Raw genomic sequence first — 14,441 nt, 5'->3', positions numbered from 1 at the left:
TGCCAGACTCTTGTCAGACTAAGGAAAGCAGTGCGCCCCCTGCGGGAGGCAGGGGGCGCAAGGGGGCGACGACGCCCGGAGGGCCTAGCGGGTGACACCCGTAGGGCCTAGAGAGTGACACCCGGAGGGCCTAGAGGCGACCCCGAAAAAGTCCTACTTAATAAGGACGCGGGGGTCGCCCGGAAAAAGTCGGCCTTATCGCGGGCGATGTGCGACGCGGGACGTCACTGGGTGTTGACGGTGACCTTGCCGTCGACGATGTCCTTCTTCGCCTTCTCGACGGCCGCGACGACATCGGTCATGGCCTTGTACTTCGGGTTGGAGTCGGCGAACCCGACACCGTTGTTGGAGAGGCTGCCGCGGACCACGCCCTTGAGCGGCTTGCCCTCGTAGACGGACTTCACCAGGTCGTAGACCGCGCCGCCGACGTTCTTCAGGGCGGAGCCGAGGATGTAGTCCTTGTACGCGGCCAGCGAGCTCTGGCTGTACTGGTCGGAGTCGACGCCGATCGCCCAGATCTTCTTGCTCGCCGCGGCCTTGATCACGCCCTGACCGGACAGGCCGGCCGCGTGGTAGATCACGTCGGCGCCCGCGTCGATCTGGCCGTCGGCCGCGCTCTCACCCTTGTCGGGGCTGGAGAAGCCGCCCTCGGCCGGGGTCTGGGTCAGGTACTGCGACTCGATCTTGATGCTCGGGTTGACCGACTTGGCGCCCTGGATGTAGCCGGCGCCGAACTTGTGGATCAGCGGGATGTCGACACCGCCGATGAAGCCGATGTGGCCGGCCTTGGAGGCCTTGGCGGCGGCGACGCCCGCGAGGTAGGACGCCTGCTCCTCGTGGAAGACCATGTCGGCGACGTTGTCGGCCTTGATCTGCTCGTCGTCGATGATGCCGAAGGTGGTCTTCGGGAACTTCGCGGCGACCTCCTTGACGGCCGGCGCGTAGACGAAGCCGACACCGATGACCGGGTTGTAGCCGGCCTGGGCCAGCTGGGTCAGGCGCTGGATCTTGTCCGCGTCGGTCTCGCCCTCGGCCGGCTCGACGTCCCGGCCGCTGATGTTGAAGTCCTTCTCGGCCTTCTGCAGACCGGCGTACGCGGCGTCGTTGAAGGACTGGTCGCCCTTGCCGCCGATGTCGTACGCCAGACCGATGCCCTTGCCGGAGTACTTGCCGGACTCGCTCGCGGTGCTGCTGCTCGACTTGCTGCTGGACTCACCGCAGCCGGCGGCCGCGAACGCGACGACCGCGACGGCCACCGCTGCTTGGGAGAACCTCGTCCTCCGGGCTATCAGACGCATGTGCTGCACCCCTTCATCCCCACGGCACCGAACACCGGCCCGCATCCCCGTTCCGCCGCCGACGGTGGCGATTCCGGCGCACAGTAACGCGCGTAGAAGGGGAGGGGAACGGTGTTTCTGCGGGCCGTTATCGATTCGTGCCGCCCTTGCGTTACAGGCGAGTCCTGGCGGTTACGGCCGAATGTCACAAGGGGAGGAAGGGGGGTGTAGGGGACGCCGGGCCGGTCGGTGCTGTGGCGGTCTCCCGGTGGACGGAAGACACTGGCTGAAGGGGTGCGGGGGCGATCGGAAAGGCCCGGAACCGCCATGGGCGACTACGTGGAACTCCCCGGCGTACGAACGTGGTACGAGACCGACGGCGAGATCGGGGATCCGCCGCTGGTCCTGCTGCACGGCGGCATGGTCACCAACGAGAGCTGGCACGCCCAGCGGTCCGATCTGGCCGGCCGCCACCACCTCTTCCTCCCCGAGCGCCGGGCCCACGGCCACACGCCGGACGTCGACGGCCCCCTCTCCTACCAGGACATGGCCGACGACACCGCCGACTTCATCGAGGTGATCGTGGGTGGCCCCGCGCACCTCGTCGGCTGGAGCGACGGCGGGATCGTCGCGCTGCTCGTCGCGCTCGCCCGACCCGAGCTGGTGCGCAAGGTGGTGGCGATCGGCGCCAACTTCCGGCCCACGCCGGAGTGCGCGGTGCAGCCCGGGATGCTCGACCAGATGGAGCCGGACAGCCCCTTCCTGGCGATGTTCCGCGAGATGTACGGGTCGGTCTCGCCCGACGGCCCCGATCACTGGCCGGTGGTCGTCGGCAAGCTGGTCGACATGTTCCGCAGGGAGCCCACGCTCACGACGGCCGACCTGGGCCGCATCAGCGCGCCCACGCTGATCCTGGCCGGCGACGACGACATGATGACGCTGGACCACACGACGACCCTCTACGAGGCCATCCCCGACGCCGAGTTGGCCATCCTGCCCGGCACGTCCCACGCGGTCCCACTGGAGAAGCCGGACCTGGTCAACCGCCTGATCCTGGACTTCCTGGGGAAGGAACCGACACCGACGATGTTCCCGGTGCGGCGGGCGGGGGCGACGAGTGAGGTGTAGGCGGGGCGGGGGCTGCGTGAGGACCTGCTCGCCCTCGCCGTCCGGCTCCTCGAAGAGGGACAGATAGCGGCGGAACAACTCCCCTTCCACGGTCACCGAGTTGGCGCCGTCCTCACCGTTGCGCACCTGGAGCCCTCGCTCCAGCCTGGCCCGGTCGGCCTTGAGGTACACGAGCTCCCAGCGGCACCCGTGCGCCTCGACCAATGCCTTGTAGTCGTCGCGGGCGGCGCGGCTCCGGAAGCTGTAGTCCACGACGACGTCCCGCCCCGCGCGCATCAACTCGGCGAGTTGCCCCTGCTGTTCGCTCCGGACGTCCTCCTTGAGCCGGTCGAACGCGTCCACGTCCAGCACCACCCCGGCCTCCCGCCCGCCGAGCCGCTCCCACACGACCTCGTCGATGGACAACCGAACGAACCCGCGCCGCACCGACTCCCGCGCGTAGGTGGTCCACCGTGCTCACTGGCTCCGCCACGGGTTCCGGCTATGACGGTGGGGGTGGCCGGACAGCGCATCCCGCACCACGGCCGGCGCCTTACCCCCGAGGTAATCGCACCGCCCCCGCATGCCCCTCTACGTTCGAGGCATCCCGCAGGAAGCGGAGAAACGAAGGAGCCTCGCATGACCGCCTACGCCCTCGCTCACCTCCAGGACAGCCCGCTGCACGCCGACATCCTGGAGTACATGGAGCGCATCCAGGCCACCCTCGACCCCTTCGGCGGGCGATTTCTCGTGCACGGTGCCCGGGTCGAGGTGATGGAGGGGAGCTGGCCCGGGAATCTCGTGGTGATCGGCTTCCCCGGGATCGCCGAGGCCCGGGAGTGGTACGCCTCGCCCGCCTACCAGGAGATCCTGCGCCTGCGCACCGACCACATCCCCGGCGACCTCATCCTCGTGGACGGCGTGCCCCTGGGCTACGACCCGAGCGAGCTGGCCACCAAACTCCGTGCGGTCCACACGGCCGGCTGATCAGGCGCTGCGGAGCGCGGCTCTGCGGCTGCCGCCGGCGATGTCGGCGAGACGATCACGCGGGATGACCTCGACGAGAGCGATCTCTACGACGATGTGCGCCCGGCTCTGACCGCTCTGCGAGAAGCCGGGGTACGGGTGATCATCGCCGGGAACCAGACAGTACGGGCGGCTGAACTCCTGCGCGCCCTGGAATTGCCCGCAGACCTCGTGGTCGCGTCGGGAGAGTTGGGGGGCCAAGCCGCAGCCGCAGTTCTTCCGTCGACTGCTGGAGGTGGCGCAGGCTCCGCCGGACGCGACCGTGCACGTCGGCGGCCCGTGGGGGTATCTGTGGGCGCATGATCCGGACGTGATCGCAGCGGCCGATGGGCGCATCGGCAGCCTCACACAGTTGGTCGCCATTGCGGGCCGCACGACGGAGGGAATGCGGGTGTGCGACGCGTAGGTGCCGTCGGCGTGGCCCTCCCCGGCCTGCCCACCTGCCGACCGGCGGGGGTCACATCGCTCTCGCCGGCCCGCAGCCGTCGTACGGCATCGGTGGCCGCTCATGGCGGTGGCTCGTCCTCCTGCCAGGTGAAGCGGGACAGCAGTCGGCCCGCGTCCGTCTCGGGGGCCTCGTGGGGCGGGACCGGGCGGGACCGTCTCTCCCGGGACCGGCGGCCGGGCAGGGTGGCCAGCCACACCGCGCCCGCGAGCAGCGCGGCCACGAAACCCATGGTCAAGAGCATGGCGAAGACGAGCGCGACCGTGCCGAGGACGCCGACGCGGGCCAGGAAGCCGGGGATGTTCTCCTCGCCGCAGCCGCACGCCCACAGCTGATCCGGGGGCGGTGCCGTCGTAGGGGTCGTCATGAGGGGACCGTGCCCCACACCCCCCGAATGGTCACGCTGTGTGGCCGAACCGCCGCGTGGCGGTAATGATTCCGGAACCGGGCGGTGATCGTCCGCCGCCCCCGCCGGGGCCGCTCGATCCCGGTCCGTGGACAACTCCAGCGTTCCTGGAGCGGACCGTGGTATCCGTGAGAGAGAGGAAGAGGTGGATCCCATGATCGACTCGGCCGCGAGAGCGGGCGAGTTTACCCACCCCAGACAGCAGACATGCGCCGTGCGGCCAACTTTTCTTCCCCTAACGGGTTGAACTTTTGTTGATCGTGGGTCAGTTGACCGTCCCGGCGTCCTACCCTTCAGAGGGTGAAGCAACTGATGTCCCGAGAGTCCGAGGCCGATTCCGCCGGAACAGCGCTGCTCCCCGGCACCCTTCCGGAAGCCCTGCGCGCCGAACTCGTCGCGTTCCGACGCGACTTGCACATGCACCCCGAGCTCGGCAACCAGGAGTTCCGTACGACGGCCGCGATCAAGGCCCGCCTGGAGAAGGCGGGGCTCGCGCCGCGCGTACTGTCCGTAGGCACCGGGCTCATCTGTGACATCGGCACCGACGACGGGACGTGGGCCGGCGGGGCGCCCATGCTCGCGTTGCGCGCCGACATCGACGCGCTGCCCATCCCGGACACGAAGAGTGAGTGCTCGTACCGCTCGACCGTGCCCGACCGGGCCCACGCCTGCGGTCACGACGTGCACACCACCGTGGTGCTCGGCGCCGGACTGATCCTCGCCGACCTGCACCGCAAGGGGCTGCTGCCGCGTCCGGTACGGCTGATCTTCCAGCCGGCCGAGGAGGTGCTGCCGGGCGGCGCCGCCGACGCGATCAAGGGCGGGGCGCTGGAGGGCGTCGGGCGCATCATCGCCGTGCACTGCGACCCGCGGGTCGACGCGGGGCGGATCGGGCTGCGCGTGGGCGCGATCACCTCGGCCTGCGACCGGCTGGAGATCGCGCTGGACGGTCCCGGCGGCCACACCGCCCGCCCCCATCTGACGACCGACCTGGTCACGGCGGCGGCGCGGGTCGTCACCGATGTGCCGGCGCTGGTCGGGCGGCGGGTGGACACCCGGGCCGGGCTGGCGGTCACCTGGGGCCGGATCGACTGCGGCCACGCGCCGAACGTCATCCCGCAGCACGCCGAGCTCTCCGGCACCGTGCGCTGCCTCGACATCGAGGCGTGGCGGCAGGCGCCGGACATCGTCGTCGCCGCGATCGACGAGGTGGCGAACCTGCACCGGGCGAAGTCCGAGATCACCTACGTCCGTGGCGTGCCGCCCGTCGTCAACCACCCGGACGTCATCGAACTGCTGCGCGGGGCGATGACCACGCGGTTCGGTGAGGACGCGGTCGAGGGCACCGAGCAGAGCCTCGGCGGCGAGGACTTCTCCTGGTATCTGGAGCATGTGCCCGGCGCGATGGCCCGTCTCGGCGTCCGCCCGCCGGGTGAGCGCACGGTCCGCGACCTGCACCAGGGGGACTTCGACGCCGACGAGCACGCGATCACGGTCGGCGTGGAGCTGTTCACGGCGGCGGCGCTGCTGGACACGGCGACCAGGGAGTCCTGAGGGGCAAGGACACCGGCCCGCGCGTCGGGGCTCGTCACCGGGCGTGCCGGTCGGGCCCCCGTCCCCTTCGTTTCAGTGGCTTCATGTACCGCCTGAGGCGGCCTCGCATCCGTACGGCGACGGTGAAGGCCGCTATCAGGACCAGCACAGCCAGCGTGAAGCTCCGCTGGACCGAGTTCGTGATGATCGTCGCCACGCCGAGGAAGGCCACCGCGAGGAGCAGGAGCATCTCCCGGAGTTCCTTCTGGGCCTGGTAGGACCGGCTGGGCCTGATGCGCACCGCGCCGAGCTTGCTCGTGAGCCCCAGGGCCGCGCGGCTCGCCTCGTCGAGGAACACCCACGGCAGGTCGGGGAATACGCCGAGTGCGTCCAGGGCGCTGGGGAATCTGGACTCCATTCCGCCGCCGTGCAGCTGCTCGCGCCTCTCGCGCACGCTGTCGCTCTTGAACGCCTTCACCCTGATCTGCGGGATCTCCTGCCGGCGTGCCTGCCGGGGGTCGCCTTCGACGATGACCTCGTCCCCGTTCTCTATACCGAGCACGTCCATGGTCAGTTCGTCGAGCAGGCAGACCTCGATCTCCACCGAGGTGAGATCGGCGCTCTGCACCCTGCAGGTCACGTATGTCGGACCGCCGATGATCCGGTCCATCCATCTGACCCGCTTCAGGGCGACCGGAAGGATCTCCACGGACTCACCGACCTCGACCCCGATCGCGTTCCTCACGATCTGGTCCAACTCGACGAGGTCGCCACCGTCCACGCGCTCGTCGGAGACACGGGCGACGACGGAAATGCCGGGCGTCCCATGGTTCGCGGGACGGACCGCCACCAGTTCCGGGTACGGGTCGTGGGCGTCGGCCCAGTCGGACGGGAGTCTCACGCTGGCCTGGCCGTGACGGTCGAAGTGCTCTGCCGGAGTGGCGGCGACGCGATATCCGGCGTCCCCCAAGGGGTCGAGGGGCTGGATCCCGTCGTAGGGGATCAAGATGCCTTGCTCTCCCCTCACGTGGCGCTCGTTCCCCACCAGGCCCTCTTCTCGGAGGATGGCGGCTGCCAGGTCGCGGTCACTCTTGTTCCCGGCCCATCTGCGGGTCACCGACTCGACGTCCGGACCGAACGCGTCGTAGAGCCGGCGGGAGCGGCCGAAGAGGCCGTAGAGGATCTCCGACTGGTTCTTGCCGGGTGTGAGCGGAGAGCCGTTCTCGCCCCGGACGTAGCCCCATTTGCTGACGTAGACGTAGCAGGATCCGAGGGTCTCGCCGGAGGACAGGGTCACCCGGAACCGGTCTCCCGGGATGCGGACCCGGATGTAGTTCGGCTCCGTCTCGTCCATCGTCGCGAGCTGCGACTGGGTGAACCAGGCGATGAAATGCCGGGCTCCCACTCTTTCGGGGTCGGCGACCGGCGTGAAGGGGATGTACCCGGGCGGGCTGATGTGCGCCGACACGGCCAGCGAGAGACCGGAGACCGTCGCTTCGGTCATGGGCAGGACGGTCGACGACACGTCGTTCGACGCCAGCTTGTTCTTCAGTTGCTGGGGCGAGGAGTTGGAGCCGATCGCCAGCACGGGGTAGCGCTGCCCGGACGCCGCGTGGTTGTGGCACAGCAGCACATGGTCGAGACGGCCGCAGCGCTTCTCGCCCGCCGCGTCCTCCATCGGTGCGTCCACGACCCATTGCCCGAGCCGACGCCCCTCCTCGGGGCGCAACGGGTAGTAGAACCCCTCGACGAGCAGCCCCGAACCCGCCGGCTGCGCTCCCGGATAGGTCAGGGGGTCACCCTTCGGGTCGACGTCCAGCCCCAGCGCCTTGAGTGTGAAGTCCGGATTCCCGCTGATCACCACGCTCTCAGCCACCCTCCGATAAGCCACCCCACCTGCCTTGATAGGCCACTCCCCCCACCCCCGCCCGCCGGCAGCACCTCCACTACTGCGAACGGGTGACAACCCGAGCGCCCGCCTATCCGATGGCAGCGCGGCGCGGGTGCGCTGTAGCTTGGGCGGATGACCAACTTCTCAGGGGGCGATGCCGCGTAGGCGCCCTTCCGCCCTGCGGCGTGAGAGGCCGGTCCGTGCGCGTGACAGCGCGGGGCAGCGAAGGCGTCGGGGTATCGATCGGCTGTCCGGAGCGTGTGTCGCCGATCTGCGGCGGCTGGAGCGTTCCCGGTTCCCGTTCGACGAGACCGTGGAGGCGTTTCGGCGGTGGCGGGACCTCGCTCACGGGCCGCTTCGGCTCATCGCGGATCCCCCGACGGCTCAGCGGTGCGGGAGCCCCGGCTGCTGTGACGTGGCGTACTTCCGGGATCACCTGGAGGCCGTGCTGCACGCCCTGCCCAAGAAGAGCGCGCGTGAGCTGCGGGTGCTCGTCGCCGCTCTCGACGACAGGATTCTCCGGCGGGCGATGGGCATCCAGGTCGACGGTCTCGGGGGAGTGCCCTGGTGGCGGGATCAGTTGTAGGGGCTGCTGAGTACGCGTACTCATGACGGCTGTTCCAGGAGTGCGGGACGGTGAGGGCATGGAACTGCCTGTCGCGCCGCCTGCGTTTGATGCCACCCAGGGGTCCCGGGAGGGGCGGCGGGCTGACCTCGGGGCGGATGTGGGGGCCGGGTGTGGGCTGGTGTTCGTGGAGCTGGTCGCCCTGGGGGTGATCTTCGGGATGTGGTTTCTGTCCGGGGTGAACTTCGATCCCGGGAGGACCGTCGAGGCCGACTCCCTGTGGGGGTATCTCGCCGCCGCCGGCGGGGTCGGGGCCTTCGCCCTTCTCGCCGCCGTGATCGCCGCGCGGGCGCGGGCCCTCGTCACCGTCGTCTCCCAGGGGTTCATGGTGCTGCTCGTCGCCACCCTCTGTTTCGGCGGCGCCGCCGCGCAGACCCATGAGGACCGGGCCGCTACGCCCCGGACCTCCGTGTCGGCGAGGGCCATCGCCAGGTAGAGGTCGGTGTCCATGACGATCACGGCATCGCCGAGCGCCTCGTCGATTCCGGCCGTGATGGCCATCTGGTGCCCGAAGTCGCGGGCGAGGTCGACGATGAGTGTGCCGTCGGCGGATCCGTCATTGACGTAGATCAACTCGTAGGCGAACTCGGGGCGTTCACCGAGGGCCGCCACGAGTTCCGCCTGGAAATGACGGACCGCTGACGGGGCGTGAACGCGCCCCGAACGCGCCGTGAGCGGGGGCATGCGGCGAATCGAGGGGCCGCCTATTGCCGCGTATATCTCGCCTCAATTCCCGAGATCACCACCTCAAGACCTTCCTCGAAATGCTGTTCGTAATCCTCGAAGATCTCCGCGCCGGCCGCCGCGGAGAGCGGGAAGTCGGCCATCCGCCGGGCCCGTTCCGCGAGGTCGAAGCCCTCACGCCGCTCGTCCGGCAGAGGCCGCACGCCCTGCTCCTCGATGACGAAGCCGATGGTGTACGAGTACACCGTGGCCGCCGCCCGCACGGCCTGGGCGAGGGTGAGGCCGGCGCCGGTGAGGACGCGCAGGTTGTCCTCCATCTGCACGGCGTGGTCGGTGCCCGTGAAGCGGGAGCCGCTGAAGACGCGGGCGCCGTCGCGGTAGCCGAGGAGCGCGCCGCGCAGCCCGCGGCCGACCTTGCGCAGCCGCTCCTGCCAGGGGTCGGCGGGGTCGAGGGCGGCGCCGGCGACCATCCGGCGGTACATCTCGGTCGCCATCTCGTCGAGCAGGGCCTGCTTGTCCTTGAAGTGCCAGTAGAGGGCGGGCGCCTTGACGTCGAGTTCCTTGGCGATGGCGCGCAGGGTCAGTCCGTCGAGGCCGGTCTCGTTCAGCAGTCTCAGCGCGGTGTCCGCGACGCGGGCGCGGTCGAGGGGGGTGCGTCGTTCGGTGTTCACGCTTGACAGCTTAACGCTGTTAAGGCCAAGCTCTGAGCACGGGAACTTAACAACGTTAAGGAGATGTGGGATGCGACAGACGGACGTGCTGATCGTGGGCGCGGGCCCCACCGGCCTGGCCCTCGGGATCGACCTGGCCCGGCGTGGAGTGGACGCGCTGATCGTGGAGCGGGGCGAGGGGCTCGCCCCCGGTTCGCGCGGCAAGGGGATCCAGCCGCGCACCCTGGAGGTGTTCGACGACCTGGGCGTGCTGGACGCCGTACTGGCGGTCGGCGGCCCCTACCCGGTCGGCGTGATCTGGCAGGACGGCGAGCGGGCCGGGGAACACCGGATGTTCGACCCGGCCGAGGACGGCGAGGAGGACTCCCGCTTCACCGGCCCGTGGATGGTGCCGCAGTGGCGCACCGCAGAGATCCTGCGGGACCGCCTCGCCGAACTCGGCGGAAGGATCGCGTTCGGCCGGGAGGCCGTGGCCCTGGACCAGGACGCGGACGGCGTCACCGTCCGCTTCACCACCGGCGACCCGGTGCGCGCCCGGTACGTGGTCGCGGCCGACGGCGGCCGCTCGGCGGTGCGGCGGGCGCTGGGGATCGGCATGACGGGCGAGACCGTGGACCCGGACCCGTTCCTGGTGGCGGACGTGCGGATCCCGGCGCTCGCCCGGGACGGGTGGCACATCTTCCCGCCGCGCGGGGAGGGCTCCGGCTTCCTCGCGCTGTGCCCGCTCGCCGGGACGGAGGACTTCCAGCTGGTGGCGCAGTTCCCCGACGGGACCGCGCTCGACCTGTCCCTCGACGGCATCCGCGAGGTCGTCGCCGAGCGCACCCACCTCGCGGCGGCGGACGTGACCGGCCTCGGCTGGGCCTCCGACTTCCGCCCCCGCGCCGCCCTGGCCGACCGCTTCCGCGCCGGCCGGATCTTCCTCGCGGGCGACGCGGCCCACGTCCACTCCCCCGCCGGCGGCCAGGGCCTGAACACCAGCGTCCAGGACGCCTACAACCTGGGCTGGAAGCTGGCCGCGGTCATCGGGGGCGACGCCCCCGAGGCCCTTCTGGACACCTACGAGGAGGAACGCCGCCCGAACGCGGCGAGGATGCTCGGCCTGTCCACGGCGATCCACCGCGACGAGGCGAGGCGGGGGGCCGCGACCCGCCAACTCGGCCTCAACTACCGGGAGTCGTCACTGTCGGAGGAGACCCGTCGGGCTCCGGGCGAGCTACGGGCGGGCGACCGCTTCCCGGACCCCGACCGGGTGCGGGGCCCGCGGTGGACGCTGGTGACCCTGGGCACCGGGGTGTATCTGGTCCGCCCGGACGGCTATGTCGGCTGGGCGGGCGAGACGGAGAAGGGGTTGCCGGAGTACCGGACGCGCGTCGGCGCCTGACTCACGCACTGGCCGTGGACAGCTTCACCGCGAACCCGAGGAACAGCGCCCCCGCGGCAGAGGTGGCACCGGCCGCGAGCCGCCGCCGACGCCGGAACGCCTCGGCCAACCGCGTCCCGCTGAAGATCAGCAGCGAGAGATACAGGAAGCTCGCCGTCTGCAGCAGCGCGCCCAGCACGACGAAGGACAGCGCCGGGTAGGCGTAGTGCGGATCGACGAACTGCACGAAGAAGGAGATCAGGAACAGGATCGCCTTCGGGTTGAACAGCGACACGACCAGCGCCCGACGGTACGGCCGCTCATCGGCCACGTCGACGACGGCCGATTCCTCACCGCCCCGCCCCTTCCACATCTCCCGCGCGGACCGCAGCATCCCGTACGCCATCCACGCCAGATACGCGGCACCGGCGTACTTCACGACGAGGAACAGCAGGGGCGTGGTGCTGAGCACGGACGCCGCCCCGAGCGCCGCCAGCGTCATCAGCACGGTGTCCCCGGTGAACACCCCGGCCGCCGCCGCGTACCCGGTCCGTACGCCCTTGCGGGCGGCGACGGAGAGGACGTAGAGGGAGTTGGGGCCGGGGAGGAGGACGATGAGGACGAGTCCCGCCAGGTAGGTGGGGAGATCTATGACGCCGAACATGGCAGGAGTGTGTCAGAAGGCGTCGGAGGGGACATACGTCCCCCAGACCTCCCGCAGGGCGCCGCACACCTCACCGACCGTCGCCCTGGCCCGCAGGGCGTCCTTCATCGGATACAGGACGTTGTCCTCGCCCTCGGCGGCCTTCTTCAGCGCGGCGAGGGCCGTGTCCACCGCCCGCTGATCGCGCCCGGCGCGCAGCGCGGCCAGGCGTTCGGCCTGCCGGGCCTCGATCGCCGGGTCCACCCGCAGCGGCTCGTACGGCTCCTCCTCGTCCAGCTGGAAGCGGTTGACGCCGACCACGACCCGCTCGCCGGAGTCGGTCTCCTGGGCGATGCGGTAGGCGTTGCGTTCGATCTCGCTCTTCTGGAAGCCCTGCTCGATCGCGGCGACCGCGCCACCGAGGTCCTCCACCTTCCGCATCAGCTCCAGCGCGGCCGCCTCGACGTCGTCGGTCATCCGCTCGATGACGTACGAGCCGGCGAAGGGGTCGACCGTCGCGGTCACGTCGGTCTCGTAGGCGAGGACCTGCTGGGTGCGCAGCGCGAGGCGGGCGCTCTTGTCGGTCGGGAGGGCGATCGCCTCGTCGAAGGAGTTGGTGTGCAGGGACTGGGTGCCGCCGAGCACGGCGGCCAGGCCCTGGACGGCGACACGGACGAGGTTGACCTCGGGCTGCTGGGCCGTGAGCTGGACGCCCGCCGTCTGCGTGTGGAAGCGCAGCATCAGCGACTTGGGGTTCCGCGCGCCGAAGTCCTCCCTCATCACCCGCGCCCAGATCCGGCGGGCGGCGCGGAACTTCGCGACCTCCTCCAGGATCGTCGTACGGGCCACGAAGAAGAAGGAGAGGCGGGGCGCGAAGTCGTCGACGTCCATACCGGCCTCGACCGCCGTACGGACGTACTCGATGCCGTCGGCGAGTGTGAACGCGATCTCCTGGGCGGGGGACGCGCCGGCCTCCGCCATGTGATAGCCGGAGATCGAGATCGTGTTCCACTTCGGGATCTCGGCCCGGCAGTACTGGAAGATGTCGGCGATCAGCCGCAGGGAGGGCTTCGGCGGGAAGATGTACGTGCCGCGCGCGATGTACTCCTTCAGCACGTCGTTCTGGATCGTGCCGGTGATCTGGTGCGCGCTGACGCCCTGTTCCTCGGCGACCAGTTGGTACAGCAGGAGCAGGAGCGCGGCGGGCGCGTTGATCGTCATCGACGTGGAGACCTTGTCCAGCGGGATCCCGCCGAACAGCACCCGCATGTCGTCGATCGAGTCGATGGCGACACCGACCTTGCCGACCTCGCCGTGCGCGATCGGCGCGTCGGAGTCGTGGCCCATCTGGGTGGGCAGGTCGAAGGCGACGGAGAGGCCCGTCGTGCCGTGGGCGATCAGGTCGCGGTAGCGGGCGTTGGACTCCGTCGCGGTGCCGAAGCCCGCGTACTGACGCATCGTCCAGGAGCGGCCGGTGTACATCGACGGGTAGACGCCGCGCGTGAAGGGGTACGCGCCCGGCTCGCCCAGTTTCTCCGCGGGGTCCCAGCCGGTGAGGGCGTCGGGGCCGTAGACCGGTTCGATCGGCAGTCCGGACTCGGACTCGCGTGCCATGGTGTCGCCTCCGCGCTCGTGATTCGCGTGGTGTTTCGCGTCGTGTCTCGCGTCGTGATTCGCGTGCTGTTCCGCGTGGTGATCTCTTCGGTTACCCACCACGATGCCGCGTCCGTTGCGAGCAGTCACGCACGCGGCTCACAACCATTCGCCTGGACCGTTCGCGAACCGTCGGGCCGGGGGAGCATCCCTGCGTACATCGGTGCAGACCGCGAGACGACGGGGGTCCGTGATGCGTATCAGGGGCATGGGCAGATCGGTGACGGCGGCGACGGCGGGCGGCCTGACCGCCCTCGCCCTGCTCTGCGCCTGCACGGTGCGGACGACGGAGACGGACGCGAAACCGGCCCGACCGGCGCCGGCCGCCCCGACCCCCACCCCCACGCCGAAACCCCCGGCCCCCACCCCGGCCCGCGTCCTCTGGCAGCCCGGCGACCAGGGCCGCGACATCCGCGAACTCCAGGCCCGCCTGCGCCAGCTCGCCTGGCTCTACGACGGTCCCAGCGGCCGGTACGACGAGACCACCGAGCAGGCGGTACGCGGCTTCCAGGGCAAGCGGGGCCTGCCGAGGACGGGCAAGACGGACGCGGTCACCTGGCAGCGGCTGCTCGGCATGACGCACGAGCCCGGCCAGTGGGAGCTGTATCTCATGGGCGGGCAGGAGGCCGCCCCGCCGGACGAGCGCTGTCTGACGGGCCGCGTGCTGTGCATCGACAAGACGACCCGCACGCTGCGCTGGATGGTGGACGGCCAGACCCTGTCGACGATGTCGGTCCGCTTCGGCTCGCAGTACACCCCCACACGTGAGGGTGTGTTCCGGGTCTACTGGAAGTCACGCCACCATGTGTCCACGCTCTACCACTCGTCGATGCCGTACGCGATGTTCTTCAGCGGCGGCCAAGCGGTGCACTACTCGGCGGACTTCGCGGCACGCGGATACGCGGGTGCCTCGCACGGCTGCGTGAACGTACGGGACGAGGCGGCGATCGCGGATCTCTTCGCCCAGGTGCGGACCGGCGACAAGGTCGTCGTGTCCTGGTGAGGCGGGGTGAGGTGTGTGGGGCGGGGGGGGGGGGGGGGGGGGGGGGGCCCCCCCCCCCCCACGCCCCAAACAAAAAGCCAAGGGGGGACCCCGACCCCTTTTCCGGGCCATCGA

Annotated in this window: 13 protein-coding genes and 2 pseudogenes; 8 read left to right on the top strand and 7 right to left on the bottom strand. The window is 70.3% G+C overall.

Annotated features, from left to right (window positions below):
• Window positions 1-224: 224 nt before the first annotated feature.
• Window positions 225-1,298 carry a BMP family lipoprotein gene (locus ACZ5NW_RS24320; RefSeq protein WP_468745980.1) on the bottom strand — a complete coding sequence of 358 codons (1,074 nt, stop codon included), beginning with the start codon at window positions 1,296-1,298 and terminating at the stop codon, window positions 225-227.
• A 306-nt stretch (window positions 1,299-1,604) separates the two neighbouring features.
• On the opposite strand from ACZ5NW_RS24320, the gene ACZ5NW_RS24315 reads away from it, so the two are divergent.
• Window positions 1,605-2,405 (top strand): alpha/beta fold hydrolase, encoded by an 801-nt coding sequence (locus ACZ5NW_RS24315; RefSeq protein ID WP_468745979.1) that lies wholly within the window; start codon window positions 1,605-1,607, stop codon window positions 2,403-2,405.
• A gap of 54 nt (window positions 2,406-2,459) precedes the next feature.
• Here the strand turns inward: ACZ5NW_RS24315 and ACZ5NW_RS24310 are convergent.
• A pseudogene (locus tag ACZ5NW_RS24310) lies at window positions 2,460-2,840 on the bottom strand (P-loop nucleotide/nucleoside kinase family protein); the annotation flags it as partial.
• A gap of 183 nt (window positions 2,841-3,023) precedes the next feature.
• Between ACZ5NW_RS24310 and ACZ5NW_RS24305 the strand changes: the two are divergent.
• Both ACZ5NW_RS24305 and ACZ5NW_RS24300 read left to right on the top strand, forming a co-directional pair.
• Complete coding sequence (locus tag ACZ5NW_RS24305) at window positions 3,024-3,371, top strand: DUF1330 domain-containing protein (protein ID WP_468745978.1); 348 nt, start codon at window positions 3,024-3,026, stop codon at window positions 3,369-3,371.
• 63 nt (window positions 3,372-3,434) lie between these two features.
• Window positions 3,435-3,816, top strand: a pseudogene (locus ACZ5NW_RS24300) (HAD family hydrolase); the annotation flags it as partial.
• 100 nt (window positions 3,817-3,916) lie between these two features.
• Here the strand turns inward: ACZ5NW_RS24300 and ACZ5NW_RS24295 are convergent.
• Window positions 3,917-4,222, bottom strand: a complete 306-nt coding sequence (locus tag ACZ5NW_RS24295; protein ID WP_468745977.1) for a hypothetical protein — start codon at window positions 4,220-4,222, stop codon at window positions 3,917-3,919.
• 351 nt (window positions 4,223-4,573) lie between these two features.
• On the opposite strand from ACZ5NW_RS24295, the gene ACZ5NW_RS24290 reads away from it, so the two are divergent.
• Window positions 4,574-5,815 (top strand): amidohydrolase, encoded by a 1,242-nt coding sequence (locus ACZ5NW_RS24290; RefSeq protein WP_468746177.1) that lies wholly within the window; start codon window positions 4,574-4,576, stop codon window positions 5,813-5,815.
• A 34-nt stretch (window positions 5,816-5,849) separates the two neighbouring features.
• Here ACZ5NW_RS24290 and ACZ5NW_RS24285 read toward each other — a convergent pair whose 3' ends face one another.
• A complete protein-coding gene (locus ACZ5NW_RS24285; RefSeq protein ID WP_468745976.1) occupies window positions 5,850-7,670 on the bottom strand; it encodes a hypothetical protein in 1,821 nt (606 codons plus the stop codon).
• A 430-nt stretch (window positions 7,671-8,100) separates the two neighbouring features.
• On the opposite strand from ACZ5NW_RS24285, the gene ACZ5NW_RS24280 reads away from it, so the two are divergent.
• Together ACZ5NW_RS24280 and ACZ5NW_RS24275 are read left to right on the top strand one after the other, a co-directional pair.
• On the top strand, window positions 8,101-8,271 hold the full coding sequence (locus tag ACZ5NW_RS24280; protein ID WP_468745975.1) for a hypothetical protein: 171 nt from the start codon (window positions 8,101-8,103) through the stop codon (window positions 8,269-8,271).
• Between the two features lie 22 nt (window positions 8,272-8,293).
• A complete protein-coding gene (locus ACZ5NW_RS24275) occupies window positions 8,294-8,746 on the top strand; it encodes a DUF6234 family protein (RefSeq protein ID WP_468745974.1) in 453 nt (150 codons plus the stop codon).
• Window positions 8,747-9,014: 268 nt separating this feature from the next.
• On the opposite strand, the gene ACZ5NW_RS24270 is transcribed toward ACZ5NW_RS24275, so the two are convergent.
• The gene (locus tag ACZ5NW_RS24270) at window positions 9,015-9,665 is read right to left on the bottom strand and encodes a TetR/AcrR family transcriptional regulator C-terminal domain-containing protein (protein WP_468745973.1); all 651 of its coding nucleotides are present in this window, start codon (window positions 9,663-9,665) and stop codon (window positions 9,015-9,017) included.
• 70 nt (window positions 9,666-9,735) lie between these two features.
• On the opposite strand from ACZ5NW_RS24270, the gene ACZ5NW_RS24265 reads away from it, so the two are divergent.
• Window positions 9,736-11,049, top strand: a complete 1,314-nt coding sequence (locus tag ACZ5NW_RS24265) for an FAD-dependent monooxygenase (protein WP_468745972.1) — start codon at window positions 9,736-9,738, stop codon at window positions 11,047-11,049.
• A gap of 1 nt (window position 11,050) precedes the next feature.
• On the opposite strand, the gene leuE is transcribed toward ACZ5NW_RS24265, so the two are convergent.
• Window positions 11,051-11,692, bottom strand: coding sequence for a leucine efflux protein LeuE (gene leuE / locus ACZ5NW_RS24260; RefSeq protein WP_468745971.1), 642 nt, complete (start codon window positions 11,690-11,692; stop codon window positions 11,051-11,053).
• 12 nt (window positions 11,693-11,704) lie between these two features.
• Window positions 11,705-13,285: an acyl-CoA mutase large subunit family protein gene (locus ACZ5NW_RS24255; protein ID WP_468745970.1), complete on the bottom strand. Its 1,581-nt coding sequence runs from the start codon at window positions 13,283-13,285 to the stop codon at window positions 11,705-11,707.
• Between the two features lie 232 nt (window positions 13,286-13,517).
• Between ACZ5NW_RS24255 and ACZ5NW_RS24250 the strand changes: the two genes are divergently transcribed.
• Entirely contained in the window at window positions 13,518-14,327 is an 810-nt protein-coding gene (locus ACZ5NW_RS24250; RefSeq protein WP_468745969.1) for a L,D-transpeptidase family protein, read from the top strand.
• Window positions 14,328-14,441: the final 114 nt, after the last annotated feature.

The organism is Streptomyces sp. NPDC032126 (assembly GCF_055580085.1).
This window is presented reverse-complemented; position numbering and strand designations above follow the sequence as displayed.

Bases quoted from the DNA above. Each gene is read 5' to 3' on its own strand.
- ACZ5NW_RS24290 (WP_468746177.1), top strand. From the start codon at position 4,574: ATGTCCCGAGAGTCCGAGGCCGATTCCGCCGGAACAGCGCTGCTCCCC.
- ACZ5NW_RS24265 (WP_468745972.1), top strand. From the start codon at position 9,736: ATGCGACAGACGGACGTGCTGATCGTGGGCGCGGGCCCCACCGGCCTG.
- ACZ5NW_RS24305 (WP_468745978.1), top strand. From the start codon at position 3,024: ATGACCGCCTACGCCCTCGCTCACCTCCAGGACAGCCCGCTGCACGCC.
- ACZ5NW_RS24275 (WP_468745974.1), top strand. From the start codon at position 8,294: ATGACGGCTGTTCCAGGAGTGCGGGACGGTGAGGGCATGGAACTGCCT.
- leuE (WP_468745971.1), bottom strand. From the start codon at position 11,692: ATGTTCGGCGTCATAGATCTCCCCACCTACCTGGCGGGACTCGTCCTC.
- ACZ5NW_RS24315 (WP_468745979.1), top strand. From the start codon at position 1,605: ATGGGCGACTACGTGGAACTCCCCGGCGTACGAACGTGGTACGAGACC.
- ACZ5NW_RS24250 (WP_468745969.1), top strand. From the start codon at position 13,518: ATGCGTATCAGGGGCATGGGCAGATCGGTGACGGCGGCGACGGCGGGC.
- ACZ5NW_RS24320 (WP_468745980.1), bottom strand. From the start codon at position 1,298: ATGCGTCTGATAGCCCGGAGGACGAGGTTCTCCCAAGCAGCGGTGGCC.
- ACZ5NW_RS24255 (WP_468745970.1), bottom strand. From the start codon at position 13,285: ATGGCACGCGAGTCCGAGTCCGGACTGCCGATCGAACCGGTCTACGGC.
- ACZ5NW_RS24295 (WP_468745977.1), bottom strand. From the start codon at position 4,222: ATGACGACCCCTACGACGGCACCGCCCCCGGATCAGCTGTGGGCGTGC.